18 protein-coding genes and 1 riboswitch are annotated in these 18,412 nt (G+C 62.5%); of the genes, 2 read left to right on the forward strand and 16 right to left on the reverse strand.

Annotated features, from left to right (window positions below; translation table 11 throughout):
* Positions 1-93: 93 nt before the first annotated feature.
* The 10 genes from BMY73_RS14135 to cobO form a co-directional block, all read right to left on the reverse strand.
* Positions 94-828 (reverse strand): adenosylcobinamide-GDP ribazoletransferase, encoded by a 735-nt coding sequence (locus BMY73_RS14135; RefSeq protein WP_092407811.1) that lies wholly within the window; start codon positions 826-828, stop codon positions 94-96.
* Complete coding sequence (gene cobC, locus BMY73_RS14140; protein WP_092407813.1) at positions 829-1,401, reverse strand: alpha-ribazole phosphatase family protein; 573 nt, start codon at positions 1,399-1,401, stop codon at positions 829-831.
* A complete protein-coding gene (gene cobT, locus BMY73_RS14145; protein ID WP_092407815.1) occupies positions 1,398-2,450 on the reverse strand; it encodes a nicotinate-nucleotide--dimethylbenzimidazole phosphoribosyltransferase in 1,053 nt (350 codons plus the stop codon). The genes cobC and cobT overlap by 4 nt, the downstream gene beginning before the upstream one ends.
* A complete protein-coding gene (gene cobU, locus BMY73_RS14150) occupies positions 2,447-2,968 on the reverse strand; it encodes a bifunctional adenosylcobinamide kinase/adenosylcobinamide-phosphate guanylyltransferase (RefSeq protein WP_092407817.1) in 522 nt (173 codons plus the stop codon). The genes cobT and cobU overlap by 4 nt, the downstream gene beginning before the upstream one ends.
* Positions 2,968-4,446: a cobyric acid synthase gene (locus tag BMY73_RS14155; RefSeq protein WP_092407819.1), complete on the reverse strand. Its 1,479-nt coding sequence runs from the start codon at positions 4,444-4,446 to the stop codon at positions 2,968-2,970. Before BMY73_RS14155 ends, cobU begins: the two co-directional genes overlap by 1 nt.
* Positions 4,443-5,447, reverse strand: coding sequence for a threonine-phosphate decarboxylase CobD (cobD, locus tag BMY73_RS14160; RefSeq protein WP_092407821.1), 1,005 nt, complete (start codon positions 5,445-5,447; stop codon positions 4,443-4,445). Before cobD ends, BMY73_RS14155 begins: the two co-directional genes overlap by 4 nt.
* Positions 5,440-6,348, reverse strand: a complete 909-nt coding sequence (cbiB, locus tag BMY73_RS14165) for an adenosylcobinamide-phosphate synthase CbiB (protein ID WP_092407823.1) — start codon at positions 6,346-6,348, stop codon at positions 5,440-5,442. The genes cobD and cbiB overlap by 8 nt, the downstream gene beginning before the upstream one ends.
* A complete protein-coding gene (gene bluB / locus BMY73_RS14170) occupies positions 6,345-6,995 on the reverse strand; it encodes a 5,6-dimethylbenzimidazole synthase (protein WP_092407825.1) in 651 nt (216 codons plus the stop codon). The genes cbiB and bluB overlap by 4 nt, the downstream gene beginning before the upstream one ends.
* Positions 6,996-7,094: 99 nt before the next feature.
* The gene (locus BMY73_RS14175; RefSeq protein WP_092407827.1) at positions 7,095-8,396 is read right to left on the reverse strand and encodes a cobyrinic acid a,c-diamide synthase CobB; all 1,302 of its coding nucleotides are present in this window, start codon (positions 8,394-8,396) and stop codon (positions 7,095-7,097) included.
* On the reverse strand, positions 8,393-9,004 hold the full coding sequence (gene cobO / locus BMY73_RS14180; protein ID WP_062380075.1) for a cob(I)yrinic acid a,c-diamide adenosyltransferase: 612 nt from the start codon (positions 9,002-9,004) through the stop codon (positions 8,393-8,395). Before cobO ends, BMY73_RS14175 begins: the two co-directional genes overlap by 4 nt.
* A gap of 109 nt (positions 9,005-9,113) precedes the next feature.
* Positions 9,114-9,333, reverse strand: a riboswitch (cobalamin riboswitch).
* A gap of 151 nt (positions 9,334-9,484) precedes the next feature.
* Here cobO and BMY73_RS14185 point away from each other — a divergent pair.
* Positions 9,485-10,831 carry a PQQ-dependent sugar dehydrogenase gene (locus BMY73_RS14185; RefSeq protein WP_092407829.1) on the forward strand — a complete coding sequence of 449 codons (1,347 nt, stop codon included), beginning with the start codon at positions 9,485-9,487 and terminating at the stop codon, positions 10,829-10,831.
* Positions 10,832-11,682: 851 nt separating this feature from the next.
* Here BMY73_RS14185 and BMY73_RS14190 read toward each other — a convergent pair.
* The 6 genes from BMY73_RS14190 to BMY73_RS14215 form a co-directional block, all read right to left on the reverse strand.
* Positions 11,683-12,219 (reverse strand): C40 family peptidase, encoded by a 537-nt coding sequence (locus BMY73_RS14190; protein WP_062380071.1) that lies wholly within the window; start codon positions 12,217-12,219, stop codon positions 11,683-11,685.
* An 88-nt stretch (positions 12,220-12,307) separates the two neighbouring features.
* Positions 12,308-12,997 (reverse strand): C40 family peptidase, encoded by a 690-nt coding sequence (locus BMY73_RS14195; RefSeq protein WP_062380069.1) that lies wholly within the window; start codon positions 12,995-12,997, stop codon positions 12,308-12,310.
* A 75-nt stretch (positions 12,998-13,072) separates the two neighbouring features.
* Positions 13,073-13,849 carry an NAD-dependent deacylase gene (locus BMY73_RS14200; protein WP_092407831.1) on the reverse strand — a complete coding sequence of 259 codons (777 nt, stop codon included), beginning with the start codon at positions 13,847-13,849 and terminating at the stop codon, positions 13,073-13,075.
* A 13-nt stretch (positions 13,850-13,862) separates the two neighbouring features.
* Positions 13,863-14,567, reverse strand: coding sequence for a DnaA regulatory inactivator Hda (gene hda / locus BMY73_RS14205; RefSeq protein WP_062380066.1), 705 nt, complete (start codon positions 14,565-14,567; stop codon positions 13,863-13,865).
* Positions 14,568-14,848: 281 nt separating this feature from the next.
* Positions 14,849-15,922: an AI-2E family transporter gene (locus BMY73_RS14210; RefSeq protein WP_062380064.1), complete on the reverse strand. Its 1,074-nt coding sequence runs from the start codon at positions 15,920-15,922 to the stop codon at positions 14,849-14,851.
* Between the two features lie 54 nt (positions 15,923-15,976).
* Entirely contained in the window at positions 15,977-17,050 is a 1,074-nt protein-coding gene (locus BMY73_RS14215; protein WP_092407833.1) for a DUF2066 domain-containing protein, read from the reverse strand.
* A 302-nt stretch (positions 17,051-17,352) separates the two neighbouring features.
* On the opposite strand from BMY73_RS14215, the gene purM reads away from it, so the two are divergent.
* Complete coding sequence (purM, locus tag BMY73_RS14220) at positions 17,353-18,411, forward strand: phosphoribosylformylglycinamidine cyclo-ligase (RefSeq protein WP_092407835.1); 1,059 nt, start codon at positions 17,353-17,355, stop codon at positions 18,409-18,411.
* Position 18,412: the final 1 nt, after the last annotated feature.

Genomic DNA, 18,412 nt, shown 5'->3' on the forward strand with positions numbered 1-18,412 from the left:
TGCGGCCCAGACCCTCGTAACCTCGGATTGCTCCTACAGGTATCGCGGCGTTACCAAAATCGGCGGCGAATCTCGGATTGACCAGAATTTGGATCAGACCGACAGCGCCAACACCACCAGGACCAGCACCTCAAGCAGCTCCAGCGTCGCTCCGGCCGTGTCCCCTGTACTGCCGCCCAGGCGCCGGATCATCAGTCGCCGCAGCCAGAAAAATCCGACTGTCGCGGCCAGCACCGCTGTTACACCCGTCCAGCCGGCGATCAGCACGCAGGCGATGGCAGTGATCCCCAGCACCTTGAACCCCAGCGGCCGCGGCAGGTAATCGGCCAATGCCTGGCCCAACCCGCCCGCGCGCACGTAGGGCGTATTGAGGAATAACCCCAGCATCGCCGCCCGACCGATGACCGGCGCCAGCAGCAATCCCGGACTGTGGTGAGCCTCGATCAAGGCCACCAGCGCCGTGAATTTCAGCAGCAATACAATCACCAGCGTCACCACCGCGATCGGCCCGCTGCGAGGGTCTTTCATGATCGTCAGGGTCCGTTCACGGTCCCCGAATCCGCCGAGCCAGGCATCGGCGCTGTCCGCCAGCCCATCCAGGTGCAAACCGCCGCTGAGCCACACCCAGGCCGCCAGCAACAGGGCGGCGTGCAGCAACAGCGGTGCGCCGTCGAGCAGCAGATTCAGCGCCATCAGCACGGAACCCAACAGCAAGCCCACGACCGGATAGAACAACAGCGATCTACCCAGCTCCCTCTGCGCTGGCATGCCCGGCAAGCGAATCGGCAAGCTGCTGAGAAATTGCAAGGCGATCCAGAACGGCAGCATCTAGACCTCCGCCAACGAGCCGTCAGCCGCGACATCCAGGCTGAACACGGCACCATGACCGACGACCACTTGCAGCAGTTGTTCACGAGGCAGCCCTCGGGCTTGAGCCAGTAGCAGGCGCATGACCCCGCCGTGACTCACCACCAGCATGCGCTCGCCTTCATGGTGAAGCTGCAATCGCGCCACCGCACGCAGGACCCGTTCGGAAAAGGCCAACACGGGTTCGCCATTGGGCGGCGTGAAGGTGTAGGGGTTTTCCCAGAAACAGCCCAGACCTTTAGCGTCAGTCTCCATCAATTGTGCGGTGCCGATCCCTTCCCAGTCGCCGAAATGCAACTCCTGCAGATCGCTTTCCAGGTGCAAGGGCAAAGACAGCCGCATCGACAGCTCTTCAGCGAACCGGGCGCAACGTTGCAGCGGCGAACTCACGATTCGATCCCAAGACCCCGCCTCGGTTACCGCCGCACGCATCTGCTGCCAGCCGAGGTCGGTCAGGGCATCATCCAGACTGCCGCGCAGACCGCCGCTGAGCGCTGTCTCTCCGTGACGCAGCAGGTCAAGGCGCAAGGTCATGCCGGACGGTCCGCCACGGCCGCTTCAGCGAACGTCGCCATGCCGTTGTGCAGTTCACAGGCCAGCCGTAGCAACGGCACGGCCAACGCAGCGCCACTGCCCTCGCCCAGTCGAAGCCCCAGTTCCAGCAGTGGCTCGGCCTGCAACGTTTCGAGTACGTGGCGATGACCTGGCTCGGCGCCACGGTGACCGAAGAACAACCACTGACGACACGAAGGATTGATACGCACCGCCACCAGCGCGGCCACCGTGCAGATGAAGCCGTCAACCAGCACGGCAATACCTTCCTGTGCGCATGCCAGATAAGCGCCCACGAGCGCCGCCATTTCGAAACCACCCATCGCGCGCAGGCTGCCCAACGCGTCCCCGGTCTGTCCAGCGTGCAGTTGCAGCGCCTGTTCGATCACCCTCGCCTTGTGCTGGACGCCCTGTGCATCCAGCCCCGTGCCAGGGCCAACCAGCAACGCTACCGGGCAATTGAGCAGCGAGCACGCCACCGCGCTGGCCGCTGTGGTGTTGCCAATGCCCATCTCGCCGCCAATGAACAACTCGGTATTGGCCGCCTTGGCCCGAAGCACGCTGTCGCGGCCGCCAGCCAGCGCGGCCTCCAGTTGCGCCTGGGTCATCGCCGGCCCGTTGGCGAAGTTGGCAGTCCCGGCCCCCAGATTGAGATGACGGACGCCGGGCAGATTCAGCGGCGACACGGTGCCGAGATCCACCACGTCCAGTTGCGCGGACAGTTGTCTGGCCAGCACGCTGATCGCCGCGCCGCCCATGATGAAGTTGTGCAGCATTTGCCCGGTGACGGCCTGCGGATAGGCCGAAACACCTTCGGCGACCACGCCGTGATCTCCGGCAAAAATCGCGATCCAGACGTTGCCAACGCTCGGTTTCACACGGCCTTGCAGACCGGCCAGTTGCAAGGCCACCGCTTCCAGTTGGCCCAGTGAACCGGTCGGTTTGGTCAATTGTTGCTGTCGGGCCAGCGCCTGCTCGCGGCTGTCTTCGTCGACTTCTCGTGCGGGCGCGAGCCACCAGGCATTACTCATAGTGCGGATCCTTTCAAGGTCATGGGCAGTCCGGCGACGGTGAACACCACGCGCTGGCAACGCTCGGCCAACGCCTGATGCAGCGCGCCGGCTTCATCGACATAACGACGGGTCAGTTCACCGAGCGGCACGACGCCCAGCCCGGTTTCGTTGCTGACGAAAATGATTTTGCCGGGCAGTTCGGCCAGGCAATCGAGTAGAGCTTCGCGCTCCTGCGCCAGTCGCTGCGGATCGTCCAGCATCAGCAGATTGGTCAGCCACAGGGTCAGGCAGTCCACCAGCAGGCATCGGCCCGGCCCCGCGCTTTCCTTTAATACACGCGCCAGTTCCACCGGTTCTTCGATCAACCCCCAGTGGTCCGGCCGACGCTGACGGTGCAGCGCCACGCGTTGATTCATTTCACCGTCCAGTGGTTGACTGGTGGCGATGTACATCACCTCAAACCCGCTGTCGCTGGCGAGCTTTTCCGCCAGCCGACTTTTGCCGGATCGTGCGCCGCCCAGAATCAATTGCAGCATCAGGCTGGCTCCAGTCCGCAGAGTTCACGCAGCAACGGGCCATCCAGATGCTTTTCCACCAGGTCGGCCAGGCGCTCGATGTCTCGCTCGCGCAGGGCGTGGTAATCCACCGTTTGCACGTTCTGCAAACCGGCCCAGCGCAGCATCGCACTGCTGGATGCCGGGTTTTCGAACAGCCCGTGCAGATAGGTACCCAGCACCTGGTCGTCGGCACTGCGTGCACCGTCGCAACGGCCATCGCTGAGTTGCACCAACGGGTTCTCCAGCGCCGGCCCCGTCGTCACGCCCGCATGAATTTCATAACCGCTGACCTCCGCACCTTCCAGAGTCAGGCGGCCGTGCACGTTGCGCAGCTGTTTTTCCTGTTCCAGCACGGTGCTCATAGGCAGTAATCCCAGGCCGGGACTTGATCCTGCTGCGCCCTCAAGGCCCTGCGGATCGTGCAGTTCCTCGCCCAGCATCTGCAACCCACCGCAGATGCCCAGCACCTTGCCGCCGTAGCGCAAGTGACGGCTGATGGCGGTGTCCCATCCGTTATGGCGCAAGTAGGTCAGGTCGCTGCGCACACTCTTGGAACCCGGCAGGATGATCAGGTCGGCCGCAGAAATCGGCTGACCGGGCCCGATGAATTGCAGGTTCACTTGCGGGTGCAGGCGCAACGGGTCGAAATCGGTGTGGTTGCTGATACGTGGAAGCACCGGCACGATAACGTTGAGCACCTGTTCGGCCTTGTCGGTCTGGCGCTGATCCAGGCCGTCTTCGGCCTCAAGGTGCAAATCCATCACATAGGGCAACACACCCACCACCGGTTTGCCGGTGCGCTGTTCCAGCCAGTCGAGGCCCGGTTGCAACAACGCGATATCCCCGCGAAAACGGTTGATGACGAAGCCTTTCACCCGCGCCTGTTCGCTGGGCGACAGCAGTTCAAGGGTGCCGACCAGATGGGCGAACACCCCACCCCGGTTGATGTCGGCCACCAGCAAAACCGGGCAATCCACGGCTTCGGCGAAGCCCATGTTGGCGATGTCACCCGCGCGCAGATTGATTTCGGCCGGCGAGCCTGCGCCCTCCACCATCACCACTGACCAGTGTTCGCTCAACCGTTGATGTGACGCCAGCACCGCTTTCATCGCGATCGCTTTGTAATCGTGATAAGCCACGGCGTTCATGGTGGTCACCGCGCGACCGTGGATGATCACTTGCGCGCCGGTGTCGCTGTTGGGTTTGAGCAGGACCGGGTTCATGTCGGTGTGCGGTTCAAGGTGACAGGCCTGGGCCTGCACGGCCTGGGCGCGCCCGATCTCGCCACCGTCTGCGGTGACGGCGCTGTTGAGCGCCATGTTCTGCGGCTTGAACGGCACGGTGCGCACCCCCTGACGGGTCAGCCAGCGGCACAGCGCGGTCACCAGCGTGCTCTTGCCGGCATCCGACGTGGTGCCTTGCACCATCAGGGTCTTGCCGGTTTTCGGAGTGTTCATGCACGCTCCCGGGAAAATTCGCTCAAGGCTTGTTCCAGTCGCTGCCAGTCAGCTTCTTCACAGGGAAGGCCAAACCTCAGGCTGCTGTTGTGCGGCCCGGCGTTCAGAAAGATGCGCAGCAAAATGCCGCGTTTCGCACAGAACTCATGCAGCTCAGCGGCCAAGGGCGTGATCAACCACTGAAACAGCGCGCAGCCGCCTTGCGGTGCAAACCCGTGAAGCGCCAACAACGTCGCAAGCCGTTGACTGGCCTGCTCCGTTCGCTCGCGCTGCCTGCGATGCCCTTCGGCATCGTCCAGGCACGCCTGCCCTAGCACGCGCGTCGGCCCGCTGACCGACCACGGCCCGATCTGCCTGGCCAGCACCTTGAGAAAGCGCGACTCGGCCAGGACAAAACCGAGACGAACGCCCGCCAGGCCGAAAAACTTGCCGAACGAGCGCAGCACGATCAGCCCGGGACGTTGGGTTTCTGCCGCCAGACTCAATTGCGGCGTGTTGTCCATGAACGCCTCGTCCACCACCAGCCAGCCGCCGCGCTGCGCCAGTCTCGCGTGCCATTCCAGCAGACGCTCCGGTGGCAGGCTCAAGCCCGTGGGGTTGTTCGGGTTGACCACCACCAGCACGTCGAGCGCATCGATGAAGCGCTCGACTTCATGCTCCAGCACCTCGCGCACCAGGAAGCCGCTGCCGCGCCACGCTTCGGCGTGTTCAGCGTAACAGGGCGACAACACGCCGACCTTGCCCGCCTGACGCAGACGCGGCAACGCCTGGATGGCCGCTTGCGAACCGGCGACCGGAAGCAGGTCGGGGGCGCCGTAATACAACCGGGCTGCGCTCTCCAGACCGTCATCGGTTTCCGGGAGACGCGCCCACGCCGACGCGGGGATGGAAGGAATCGGCCAGGCCCACGGAGCGATGCCGCTGGACAGATCGAGCCAGTCGTCCTCGGCAATGCCGTACTTCGCTACCGCACCGCGTAATCGGCCGCCATGCTCAAGCATAGAATTCAGTTCCCAGACAGAGGATCAGCAGCCACAACCAGACGCCGCGCTGCACCAGTTGCCAACCCCGGTCAATGGAGGTTGCGTCGGCGGCTACGCCTTCGCCCAATGTCGGGCGCTGATGCAGTTCGCCGTGATAGACCGCCGCACCGCCCAGCTCGACGCCCAGCGCACCGGCGCCTGCCGCCATCACGGGACCTGCGTTCGGGCTGTCCCATTTCGGCGCCTGGGTCCGCCAGCAGCGCAAGGCAAGCCGGGTCTTACCCAAGAGCGCGTAAGTCAACGCCACAAGCCGCGCAGGGATGTAGTTAAGCAGATCGTCGATCTTTGCCGAGGCCCAGCCGAAACGCTCGAAGCGCTCGTTGCGATACCCCCACATCGCGTCCAGCGTGTTGCTCAGACGGTAGAGCACGACGCCGGGCGCCCCCAGGACTGCGAACCAGAAGATGGCCGCAAACACGGCGTCGCTGCCATTCTCCAGCACCGACTCGGTGGCGGCGCGGGCGACTTCGGTGGCATCGAGCTCAGCGGTCTGGCGACTGACCAGATACCCCACACGACGGCGGGCTTCTTCCAGATTGTCCTCGCGCAATGCCTGAGCCACAGGCTCCACATGCTCGCCCAGGCTGCGCAGGCCGAGCGCGCAGTACAGCGCCGCCACCTCCACCAGCCAGCCGATGTAGGGCAGCCAACTGAAAAAGGTGATCAGCAGGGTCAGCGGAACGACAGCGATGAACCAGGCCGTCACGCCATGGCTGCGCCAGCCGCGACCGCCTGCGTTGAAACGTTGCTCGATGCGCTCGGCGTAACGCCCGAACGCCACCAGCGGGTGGTTTCGTTTCGGCTCGCCGAGCAGCGCATCCAGCGCAACCCCGGCGACGCTCAACAACGCCACACTCATGGACTCACTCCCCATTTGTTCTCGTAAACCAGATCCTGCAGCGGACGCGCCTGCGCCCAGCCCTCCAGTACCAGCATCGGCGCCGGGTAGAAATCCTTGACCGGTCCCAGGCACAGAATCGCCAAGGGTTTTGAACCGGTTGGCATCTCCAGCAATTGGCCGAGGCAAACCGGGTCGAACAGCGACACCCAGCCCATGCCCAGTCCTTCGGCACGCGCTGCCAGCCACAGGTTCTGGATTGCGCAGGACAACGACGCCAGGTCCATCTCCGGCAACGTACGTCGTCCGAAGATGTGTTTCTCGCGGTCATCCATCAACGCAGCGACCAGCACTTCGGCGCAATCGTTGATGCCTTCGACCTTGAGCTTCATGAAGTCGTCGGAGCGCTCGCCCAGCGCTTCGGCTGTGCGCATCCGCTCCTCTTCGACCTGCGCCTGAATCCGTGCACGCAATTGACGGTCAGTGATGCGGATGAATCGCCACGGCTGCATCAAACCGACACTGGGCGCGTGATGGGCGGCTTCGAGCAGCCGTGACAACTGCTCGGGCGGCACCGAGCCACCGCTGAAATGACGCATGTCCCGACGCTCGGCAATGGCCCGGTAAACGGCCGCGCGTTCTTCGTCGCTGAAGGCGTTGTCAGTCATGAGCCTGTCTGCCCGGATGTAAAAATCTGCACTGCCGCCCCCCACAGGGTTTGGGGATTCGGCCGGAAGACAATGTCCCTTGGGAGCTCGAACACTGATTCATGGCAAGAACAGCGCCGCCGTCGCCTGGGGATTGGACGGGAAATAAAAGTGCACGTACGAGGCCGTCAGCCTGCCGTCTCGATAGACGGCTTCGGCGCCACGACCGCCGTTGGGGCTGACGCCTCGGGCAATCGGGGTCAGCTCGGTGCTGGTCAGCGAGTGGTGATAGGTGTGCCCACGCAGCGTGCCTTCCGGCAGTTCCACTGTTTGCAGCGCCAAGGCCGCCAGACGTTTCTGCATCACCGCCTCGCCGTCGAGCAAGCCCACCAGTTCCGCCCGTTGGCCGTCGACATCGGTCAGCGCCTTCAGCAGGTAGAGCATGCCGCCACACTCGGCGAGCAGCGGCTTGCCCGCGCCATGGTGAGCCCGGATCGCGTCGAGCATCGGGACGTTCTGCCCCAGCGCCACATGATGCAACTCCGGGTATCCGCCAGGCAGGTAAAGACTGTCAGCGTCTGGGATCCGTGTGTCCCGAATCGGCGAGAAGAACGAGAGTTCAGCCCCCATCGCACGCAGCACATCGAGGCTGGCGCCATAGGTGAACGCAAACGCTTCGTCATGCGCGACGGCGATGCACACCCCCGCCAGCAAGGGTTCCGCCGGTACGAAATCAGGCGCAGTGAACGTCACGGCAGGCGGCAGCGTCGCATCGCAGGTGCTGGCCAATGCGTCGGCGGCCGCGTCCAGACGCACGTCCAGATCATTCAGCTCACTGGCCTGCACCAGCCCCAGGTGACGGCTCGGCAACTCGATACCGGTTTCCCGCGACAGCGCGCCATACCAACGCAAGCCTTCGGTCAGACTGCCTTCAAGCAGCTGTGCATGGCGCACCGTTCCAACCCGGTTGGCCAGGACGCCGGCGAACGGCAAATCCGCTTGGTAACGCGCCAGCCCCAAGGCGAGCGCGCCGAAGGTCTGCGCCATGGCCGTGCCGTCGATGACGCCCAGCACAGGCACGCCGAAATGCCTCGCCAGATCGGCACTGGACGGCGTGCCGTCAAATAGCCCCATGACGCCTTCGATAAGGATGAGGTCAGCCTCGTCGGCGGCCTCCCACAGCAAACGACGGCTCTCGTCTTCGCCCACCATCCACATGTCCAGTTGGTACACCGGATTGCCGCTGGCGCGCTCGAGGATCATCGGGTCAAGAAAATCCGGTCCGCATTTGAACACGCGAACCTTGCGTCCCTGATTGCGGTGCAGACGTGCCAGGGCCGCGGTGACCGTGGTCTTGCCCTGACCGGACGCAGGCGCGGCGATCAACACCGCCGGGCATTGCCGAGGCAGGCGCTCACTCACAGTTCGATGCCCTTCTGTGCCTTGATACCGGCCTGGAACGCATGCTTCACCACGCCGATTTCGGACACGGTGTCGGACAGGTCGATCAATTCCTGCTTGGCGCCACGCCCTGTGATGACGACGTGCTGCATCGGCGGGCGCGCCTGCAGATCGCTCAGGACCTGCTCCAGGTCGAGGTAACCGTGCTTGAGGGCGATATTCAGTTCGTCGAGGATCACCAGACCGATGCTCGGGTCAGTGAGTAATTGCCGGGTGACGGCCCAGGCGGCTTCGGCGGCGGCGATGTCGCGCTGGCGGTCCTGGGTTTCCCAGGTAAAGCCCTCGCCCATCACGTGATAACGCACTTGCTCGGGGAAGCGGCGGAAGAACAGTTCTTCGCCCGTGGCATTGCGGCCCTTGATGAATTGCACCACGCCGCACTGCATGCCATGCCCCATCGCCCGCGCCAGCATGCCGAAGGCGGAACTGCTCTTGCCCTTGCCATTGCCGGTCAACACCAGCAGCAGACCGCATTCATTCGGGGCGCTGGCGATGCGCTCGTCCATTACTGCCTTTTTGCGCAACATGCGCGCCAGGTGGCGTTCGTCGCGTTCGGGGGATTCGCTCATCTCAGCTCTCCGCTTGAGGGCATGTGTGGCAAACGGAGGGCACAGGCAAAGACTGACAGCAGGCCCAGGAGACAAAGTCCGGACCCGCGCAGAGCACCGCCCTCCGAGATGCTGGTTGAATGGATCAGGCCGGTCTCCGGACTCATGAGTTGAAACACAAGCCACGCGCCTTCCCATGTTCGACGAACACAGTGGCATCGTGCGTGACCTTGACTCATTTACCGTTGCGGAGGCAGTGCCGGGATTGAGCGTGAAATGCGCGCACCGGCTTCCCTGTTTCACCCTGTTGATCGACCGTGGTCGCGGGCACCTGAAACAATCGGCGAAGGTTAGAGGGTTGACTCCAGAGCGTCAATCAAAGCGGCACGCCATGCCGCAATTGAGCGAGCGGTTGAACCCACCGCTCAGCCACGCCTCTATTCCTGTACATGCCTTTGCATGACTGCCTGATGCCTCACTGCGAGCAAGCGGAGATCGATCATGTTCAAGCTCACACCCCAGATGGTGGTTTTACTGTTGGTCGCCGGAGGGCTCGCAGCGTGCGGCGAGTCGTCCAGGTTGCAGGTCTCGGACGGCACCGGCCCGTCCCCCAAGCTCCCGGAACCGAACAAGACCCTGATCCCCACCGTGAACATCGCCCCGGCGGTCGGCTGGGCAGCCGGCGCCAAACCCGTCGCGGCTCCCGGGACACAGGTCGCGGCATTCGCGGAAAACCTCGATCACCCCCGCTGGCTTTATGTCTTGCCCAATGGTGATGTGCTGGTGGCGGAAACCAATGCCCCACCCAAGCCAGACGACAGCAAAGGCATTCGCGGCTGGGTCATGAAAAAAGTCATGGGCCGCGCTGGCGCGGGCGTTCCCAGCGCCAATCGCATTACGCTGTTGCGCGATAAAGACCACGACGGCGTCGCCGAAACCCGCACCGTGTTCATCGATCACCTCAACTCGCCGTTTGGGATGACCCTGGTCGGCAATGACTTCTATGTCGCTGACACTGACCGTCTGTTGCGCTTCAATTACGAACCGGGCGAGACATCAATCAAGGGCGAGCCGCTGAAAGTCACGGATCTCCCGGGCGGCACGATCAACCACCACTGGACCAAGAACGTCATCGCCAGCAAGGACGGCAGCAAGCTGTACGTCACGGTGGGGTCGAACAGCAATGTGGGTGAAAACGGACTCGACGCGGAGGAAGGCCGCGCAGCGATCTGGGAAGTCGACGCCGCCACCGGCAATCACCGCATCTTCGCCTCAGGCCTGCGCAATCCCAACGGCATGGACTGGGAGCCGCACACCGGAAAACTGTGGACAGCCGTCAATGAGCGGGACGAGATCGGCAGCGACCTGGTCCCCGACTACGTGACCTCCGTACAGGACGGCGCATTCTACGGCTGGCCCTTCAGTTATTACGGTCAGCACGTGGATATCCGGGTGTCGCCGCAGAACCCGGAAAAAGTGCAGCAGGCGATACCGCCAGATTTCGCGGTCGGCCCACACACCGCCTCGCTGGGATTGGCGTTCGCGGACGGCAAGTCGTTGCCGGCGCCATTCAACGAAGGATTGTTCGTTGGCCAACATGGCTCGTGGAACCGCAAACCTCACAGTGGCTACAAGGTGCTGTTCGTACCGTTCAAGGATGGCAAGCCGAGCGGGACACCGGTTGATCTGCTGACCGGCTTCCTCGACGCCAACGAAAAAGCCCAGGGTCGTCCTGTGGGTGTGGTCAACGACAACAATAGCGGGGTGTTGGTCGCCGATGACGTCGGCAACAAGATCTGGCGCGTGACAGCGGCGCGGACGGTTCAGGCATCGACCACAGCGCCTTAAGCGGGCAGCGAGCCTGTGCAACTCATTTCCCCTGTGGGAGTGAGCTTGCTCTGGACCGCTCTCGGACGATCTGGCGCGCAGCGGTAGCAAAATCAGGCGATTCGGTTGTACCTGACACACCGCATGTACCGGTTTTGCTGCCGGTTCCCGGCAGATCGCGGGACAAGCCACGCTCCTACGGCTTGCAGGCAGAAGAAAGATCGTGCCTGACCGAACCTGCCCTGCGGGCAGACTCAGTGTCTCGATAAACCCAGGATCGCGATCTGGCGGTATGCCGCCTGCTGCTGGTTCACGCCGAAACTGTAGGAGCGTCCGGGGTGGCGTTCCACCTTGTCCCGCGATCTGGCGCGTAGCGGCAGCAAAATCAGGCGACCCGGTTGTATCAGACACGACGCATGCACCAGTTTTGCTGCCGGTTCCCGGCAGATCGCGGGACAAGGTGGAACGCCACCCCGGCAGCTCCTACGCCTTCGGCAGAATCAAAAGCAGAACTGCAAGCTGCTCCTGCTTTTGATCTTCATACCGAGAAAGTCCAGACACTACAAAACGCGACTTGGGTGCAGGCTGAACGCAGGCGGCGCGCAGTGGGCCGAGCGGCAGGGATGCCGCGAGAGCGCTGCAAGGACATGGATGTCCGTTCAGCGCTGGCCCACGGAGCGTCGCCGGAGTGAAGGTACTCCGACGAAGGAGGAGCCAAGCCAGGAGCCAGACACTTGGTTACTTGGTGTCTTTTCAAGTAACCCGCCGAAGGCGGAACAGTTTGGCCCCCAGGCCAAGCCAAAGCAGCGCCACCACAGATAACGGATCTGCAAACCAGACAATACAGCCTGGCTTTACCGCCTAACCCGGCTTTACTGCCGAGCCAGATTCGAAGGCGTAATCACTCGCTTGGCATTCAACCAGGCTTTCTGCCAATACGGCTTGTCCAGACTGTCCAGTTTGACCGTGCCCCCCGTGGCCGGCGCGTGCACGAAGCGCCCTTCTCCCACGTAGATCCCGGCATGACTGACAGTTGACCCGCCGGCCGTGGCAAAGAACACCAGATCGCCGGTCTGCAACTGGCTGCGATCGATATTCGGGCCGCGCAGGTTAATCATGTCGCGGGTCGAACGCGGCAGGGTGATGCCCGCTGCGCCTTGATACACGTAACCGATCAAACCACTGCAATCAAACCCGGAATCCGGCGTATTGCCGCCCCATCGATAAGGCGTGCCGACCAGACCAATGGCACGCACCAGCACATCGTCCGCGACCGGAGAGGAAAACTGGGAAGGAGCGGATACCACAGGCCTGTAAACGACCTTGGGACGGGAGGGCGGCGGATTGCTGGAACATGCAGCCAGCAATACAGCCAGTGAAGCAACAACCAGGCGAACCGTAAACGACATAAACACAACAACCTTTGCGGGATGCGGCTTACTCTGCCGGGAGCCGGAACCGCGTGCAATCAGGATTTTCCCGGTTGCACGCCCGGTATTAACGGTGTTGGCGCTTGAGTGTAGTCGAGGTCATCGCGGTTGTGGTCTCCGGAACCCTGGAAGGTGCCATGGCCAGCGCGCGCTTGGCTTCGATAAACGTACGTGCCCAATAAGCGTCGTCGAGGCTGTCGACACGAACGCCACCACTGCGACGGCTGCTGGAGTGTATGAACTGATCATCACCCAGATAGATGCCGGCGTGGCTGACGCGACCGCGGCCCGCGGTGCTGAAGAACAGCAGATCGCCCGGCTTGAGGTCGTTACGCTTTACCAGGGGCGCATCGATGTTGATCATCTCCCGCGAAGAACGTGGCAGGCTCATGCCAGCCTCTTCACGGAACAGGTAGCCAATGAAACCGCTGCAGTCGAAACCGGAAGTGGTCGAGGTGCCGCCGAAACGATAGCGGGTCCCTATCAACGACTTGCCACGCTCCAGGATGCTGTCAGCCAGTACCGGTAACTGGTAAGGCTTGTTGTCAGCGAACTGGGCGAGTTCGTCTTCGGTGGCGATTTCGTCATCCAGTACGGAAGTCGAATAACCGGCACGTTTGGCAGCGGTTTGCGCGGTGACAGAATCCTTGAACTGCGGGTTCTGCGACTGCTGTTGCGACGCTGGCATCTGGGCCGCGCAGCCGAACAACAGCGAAACGAGTGCGAGAGGCACGAGGGGTGCGAAGCGATTTAGCATGGGCACGACCGTGGCTAAGGTGTAAAGAAGCCGAGACTATGCCTTCTATTGTCATCATTTGCAAATTCAATCGAATCAAATGTGACTTACCAGGTCCTCCATCTCATCTAAGGCTCTACACCTCAGAAACGCATCCATGTGAATGGAGTGATCGGTCGACGAGGGATTTATCTCGGCGGTAAAGCCTCCCGCGACCCGCGTGCGCAGCATCGGCTCGTGGATATACGGGAAGCTGGCAGTGGTTCCGATGCTGAGAACAGCGTCAAAGCCTTTTGCCATCTCCTCATACAGCACGTTCAATGCCAGTTCTGGCAGCATCTCTTCAAACAGGACGACCGGCGGTCGCAAAACACCGTGGCACTGTGCGCACAACGGCGGTAATGGTCGTTGAAGATGTTCGCTCAACTGCGGATCTTTGGCGCCACAAGACTGACAATAGAGCGGTGCCAGTTGCCCGTGGATCTCGATCAGGCGTTCGGGCGGACTGCCTGCCGCGCGATGATAACCGTCGACATTCTGCGTCAGCACCCAGCATTCAGGCTTGCGTCGCTGCAATTGAGCGATCGCATAATGCGCCGCATTGGGCTGTCCGCCCAGGCAAGCGCTGCCTAATTGGGCAATATATTTCCAGCACAGTGCAGGATCGCGACGCAGCATCGGACCGGACAGCGCCATTTCGATGGGAAGTCCGTCGTCGGTCTGGCCGTTGTAGAGCCCGCCAACGCCACGGTACGTCGGCAATCCGGAATCGGCGGACAGGCCCGCGCCAGTGATGATCAAAATACGCTGGGCGTGCCGCAGGGCCGCCGCCGTCTGCCGCACTAGGGCCGGATCGACAACGGGCTGCTTCATTGAACGCGCCCCACTACCAACCCAGTGTTTCTTTAAGGAACGGAATGGTCAGCTTGCGCTGGGCCTGCAGCGACGCCTGATCCAGCTGTTCGAGCAGGTCGAAGAGCGCGCTCATGCTGCGCTTGCCACGGGTCAGGATGAAATGACCGACCTCGTCGGTCAGGTGCAACCCACGGCGTGAAGCGCGCAATTGCAGTGCGCGGAGCTTTTCTTCGTCGGACAGCAGGCGCATCTGGAATACCAGCGCCATGGTGAGCCGCGACTTCAGGTCGGCCAGCTTGACCGGCAGTTCACGGGGCGAACAGGATGCTGCAATCAGCAAACGACGACCGCTGTCACGCAGCCGATTGAACAGGTGAAACAGGGCCTCTTCCCATTCCGGCTTGCCGACCACGGCCTGCAAGTCGTCCAGACAGACCAGTTCGTACTGTTCCAGGTGGTCGAACAGCTCGACGCCTTCATCAATGACTTCGGCCATGGGCAGGTAAACGGCAGGCTCGCCCATCTGCTCGAAACGCAGACACGCCGCCTGGAGAAGGTGCGTGCGCCCTACTCCCTGCTTGCCCCACAGGTAGATCAGGCTTTCGGTCCAGCCGGCCTCGGCTTCGCACAGCCGCTCGACGTAGCCGAGTGCAGCGGCATTGGCGCCTGGATAGTAATTAATGAAGGTGGCGTCATCACGCAGACGCACACTCAGGGGCAGCTGAACTGGTTTCATGCTGGCTGGGCGGTTCAGTGACGAACCGCCAAGGGGCCTCTGTGTAAAGTGTGCAAAGTTTATACCCGCAAGGCGGACGGCACAATGCGCCAGACCGCCTGCAAAATCAAAGGGTTGCGTCTACGCCGGGCCGGGCCGCGGTTTACGGGGAGAAAGAAAGGCATTAATAGTGAAGACGAGCCCCCATCTCCGCCAGCCGACTCCAAAACCTGCGGGGGTGCGCCGGGTCGGGTTCGTGAGCACGCTCGCCCCCACAAAATCTTGAGCGCCGACCCGGCACATTACAGATCCGGGTCTTCCATCCCGCCATAGATGTCTGAATCCTTGTACACATCATGAACGTGACGCACCAACACCATGATCACTGCCGCCACTGGCAGGGCCAGCAGGATGCCGGTGAAGCCAAACAGCTCGCCACCCGCCAGAATCGCGAAGATCACCGCCACAGGGTGCAGCCCGATGCGATCACCGACCAGCAGCGGGGTCAGCACCATGCCTTCCAGCGCCTGACCGACCATGAACACCGCCACGATGCCCAGCATCGGATACAGGTCGCCGCCAAACTGGAAGAAGCCTGCCAGAATCGCCGAGCCGATACCGATCACGAAGCCCATGTACGGCACGATCGCTGCCAGCCCCGCAATGACGCCGATCAACAGACCCAGTTCAAGCCCGACCAGCATCAGACCTGCCGCATAAATCACGCCCAGCGCTACCATCACCAGCAATTGCCCACGAATGAACGCGCCCAGCACCTCGTGACATTCGTCGGCCAGTGCCACGATCTTCTTCTCGCGGTGACGCGGCAACAGGCTGCGCACCTTGGCCATCATCACGTCCCAGTCACGCAGCAAGTAGAAGCAGACCACTGGAATCAGCACCAGGTTGGTCAACCAGCCGATCAGCGCGAGCGTAGACGTCGTGGCCTGCGACAACACGATCCCGACAATGTCACCTGTCTGGCCCATGTGCTCGGAAATCGCTGCCTTGACCTTGTCGAACTTCCAGAACCCGTCCGCCAGGCCCAGCTTGGCCTGCGTCCATGGCAATGCCGTGTGCTGCAACCAGTCGAGAATCTGCGGCGCCAGTTCGTACAAGCGATACAGCTGCTTGGCGAGCATCGGCACCAGCACCAGCAGCAAGCCCATGAAGATCAACGTGAACAGCACAAACACCGTCACCACGCTGAGCGTGCGCGACATCTTCAGTTTCTCCAGCCGATCCGCCAGCGGATCGCCCATGTACGCCAGCAACAGCGCCACCAGAAACGGCGTGAGGATGGCGTGCAGCAACCAGACAAACAGGCACAGCAGAATGACTCCGCCCAGCCAGAACCAACGACGCGTATCAGTCATTACTGCCCCTTAACCCAGGATGATTGGCTTCGTGCAACGTCGCTATGAACACGTTCACCAGCGGAAGTGCAGCATTTGTTCAGCCGGTTGTTGCGGCGTCGGCGCGGGAGCCGTACCAGGTACAGCGCCCGGAGCAGGCACCTGTCCGGCGTCGACGGGTACACCGGGGACTTCACCGGCGGGCACTTCCTGCAACTTGGCCAGCGATAATTGCGAACGGAGCTGATCCGCACTGCCACTCACTTCGAACACCACGCGGTCCGCGTCCACGGATTTCAAACGGCCGCCAAAAGGCTCCAGCAAACGCCCCAACTGAGCGTAACGCTCCAGGTTCATGCCCTGAACTTCCAGCGCCATGCTCCAGGACGCCCCCGGCTTCACCACAAACCGCGGGGCCAGACGCTGGCTCACGGCGAGCAGCACGGCATCGGCCAGCTCGGCCGAACTGGCGCCGCTGGCGCTGCCCTGCTCCATTTTGTCGCCCAGCCACAGGTGCCATTTGCCCTGCCACTGTCCGCCGTTTTCCTGCGCATGAACGGCCAGGATCGCATCGGAGCCGTAGCGCTCGGATGCCTCCTTCAGCGGCGTCACGTCGTTGCCATCCAGGGTCTTGGCGTTGCCGATCCCCTGCTCGCCCAAGTCAGCCAGCGGCAGACGCAGCGGCAAGCCTCGGTGTTGTGCAGCACGCCGCAGCGGCTCGGCCGACGCCTGACCGTCGCCCACCAGGTTCGCACCATCGGTTGCATCATTCAGCCACCAGGTCATGATCACGGGGCGATTGGAACCCCAGAGCGACAACCCGGCCTGACGAAACGCGCGATCGGTGCTCGCCGGGTCGAAATCCACCTGCAACGACTCGGGCGGGCCAGCGTCATAACCGAACTGACTGATGATTTGCTGTGGGTCCTTGCGCACTGCAGCAAGTCCCGGTCCCTGAGCGGCTTTCGGGTCGCCGGTCAGGCGACCGACCAGCGTTTCCAGCGCGGCTTGCGTTGCCCGGGTTTTCTCGTCCGGGGTCTGGCCGCTGACGGGCTCACGCACCTGATAGAGGTTGTTCACCGTTTCGGCCAGGGCCGGCAGACTCATGAGGGACAGACAGCCCGCGAGCAGGCAGTTTTTCAGGCGCATAGAAGATTCCCAAACGAAGCGTATTAATAGCCGCATAAATGTGACTGGCTCGACTCAGACCGCAGCGCGGCATGAATCGCTCATTCTGGAGACGAAGTTACACCTTTTATAGCCGCCGACGAACGGCGGAACCCTGAACAGGCGGGTTATTTTTTCTTCATGACGCCCCTGCCCGTCGGCCCAAGGATGGCCGCTTGGGCCCAATCCTGATAAAATCGCGCGCCTTCGCAGACCGGCGATGACACGGCCACGCGCCGTTCCGACTCGGTCGTTACCCCGAATCCCCCCTAAAGGCCTGGATAATGAGCAAGCAACCCTCCCTGAGCTACAAAGACGCCGGTGTAGACATCGACGCCGGTGAAGCATTGGTCGAACGCATCAAGAGCGTCGCCAAGCGCACCAAGCGCCCGGAAGTGATGGGCGGCCTGGGGGGCTTCGGCGCTCTGTGCGAAATCCCGGCTGGCTACAAGCAGCCTGTACTCGTCAGCGGCACCGACGGCGTCGGCACCAAGCTGCGTCTGGCACTGAACCTGAACAAGCACGACAGCATCGGCATCGACCTGGTCGCCATGTGCGTCAACGATCTGGTGGTCTGCGGCGCCGAGCCGTTGTTTTTTCTGGACTACTACGCCACCGGCAAACTGAACGTCGACACCGCGGCTCAGGTCGTGACCGGCATCGGCGCAGGCTGCGAACTGGCCGGTTGCTCGCTGGTCGGCGGCGAAACCGCTGAAATGCCCGGGATGTACGAAGGCGAAGACTACGACCTGGCCGGTTTCTGCGTCGGCGTCGTCGAGAAATCCGACATCATCGACGGCTCGAAAGTCGTGGCGGGCGACGCCCTGATCGCCCTGCCTTCTTCCGGCCCGCACTCCAACGGCTACTCGCTGATCCGCAAGATCATCGAAGTCTCCGGTGCCGACATCGAAACCATTCAGCTGGACGGCAAACCACTGACCGACCTGCTGATGGCGCCCACCCGCATCTACGTCAAGCCACTGCTCAAGCTGATCAAGGACACTGGCGCAGTCAAGGCCATGGCTCACATCACCGGCGGCGGCCTGCTGGACAACATTCCCCGCGTACTGCCTAAAGGCGCACAGGCGGTGGTCGATGTGGCCAGCTGGACTCGCCCTGCCGTCTTCGACTGGCTGCAGGAAAAAGGCAACGTCGACGAACACGAAATGCACCGTGTCCTGAACTGCGGCGTCGGCATGGTCATCTGCGTTGCTCAGGAACACGTCGAAGCCTCGCTCAACGCCCTGCGTGAAGCGGGCGAACAGCCTTGGGTCATCGGCCAGATCGGCGTTGCAGCCGAAGGTGCCGCGCAAGTCGAGCTGAAGAACGTCAAGGCACACTGAT

This window comes from Pseudomonas sp. NFACC02 (assembly GCF_900110765.1).
Lineage (GTDB): Bacteria > Pseudomonadota > Gammaproteobacteria > Pseudomonadales > Pseudomonadaceae > Aquipseudomonas.

Coding starts and splice junctions, on each gene's coding strand:
- BMY73_RS14135 (WP_092407811.1), bottom strand. CDS start 828: ATGCTGCCGTTCTGGATCGCCTTGCAATTTCTCAGCAGCTTGCCGATT.
- cobC (WP_092407813.1), bottom strand. CDS start 1,401: ATGACCTTGCGCCTTGACCTGCTGCGTCACGGAGAGACAGCGCTCAGC.
- cobT (WP_092407815.1), bottom strand. CDS start 2,450: ATGAGTAATGCCTGGTGGCTCGCGCCCGCACGAGAAGTCGACGAAGAC.
- cobU (WP_092407817.1), bottom strand. CDS start 2,968: ATGCTGCAATTGATTCTGGGCGGCGCACGATCCGGCAAAAGTCGGCTG.
- BMY73_RS14155 (WP_092407819.1), bottom strand. CDS start 4,446: ATGAACACTCCGAAAACCGGCAAGACCCTGATGGTGCAAGGCACCACG.
- cobD (WP_092407821.1), bottom strand. CDS start 5,447: ATGCTTGAGCATGGCGGCCGATTACGCGGTGCGGTAGCGAAGTACGGC.
- cbiB (WP_092407823.1), bottom strand. CDS start 6,348: ATGAGTGTGGCGTTGTTGAGCGTCGCCGGGGTTGCGCTGGATGCGCTG.
- bluB (WP_092407825.1), bottom strand. CDS start 6,995: ATGACTGACAACGCCTTCAGCGACGAAGAACGCGCGGCCGTTTACCGG.
- cobO (WP_062380075.1), bottom strand. CDS start 9,004: ATGAGCGAATCCCCCGAACGCGACGAACGCCACCTGGCGCGCATGTTG.
- BMY73_RS14185 (WP_092407829.1), top strand. CDS start 9,485: ATGTTCAAGCTCACACCCCAGATGGTGGTTTTACTGTTGGTCGCCGGA.
- BMY73_RS14190 (WP_062380071.1), bottom strand. CDS start 12,219: ATGTCGTTTACGGTTCGCCTGGTTGTTGCTTCACTGGCTGTATTGCTG.
- BMY73_RS14195 (WP_062380069.1), bottom strand. CDS start 12,997: ATGCTAAATCGCTTCGCACCCCTCGTGCCTCTCGCACTCGTTTCGCTG.
- BMY73_RS14200 (WP_092407831.1), bottom strand. CDS start 13,849: ATGAAGCAGCCCGTTGTCGATCCGGCCCTAGTGCGGCAGACGGCGGCG.
- hda (WP_062380066.1), bottom strand. CDS start 14,567: ATGAAACCAGTTCAGCTGCCCCTGAGTGTGCGTCTGCGTGATGACGCC.
- BMY73_RS14210 (WP_062380064.1), bottom strand. CDS start 15,922: ATGACTGATACGCGTCGTTGGTTCTGGCTGGGCGGAGTCATTCTGCTG.
- BMY73_RS14215 (WP_092407833.1), bottom strand. CDS start 17,050: ATGCGCCTGAAAAACTGCCTGCTCGCGGGCTGTCTGTCCCTCATGAGT.
- purM (WP_092407835.1), top strand. CDS start 17,353: ATGAGCAAGCAACCCTCCCTGAGCTACAAAGACGCCGGTGTAGACATC.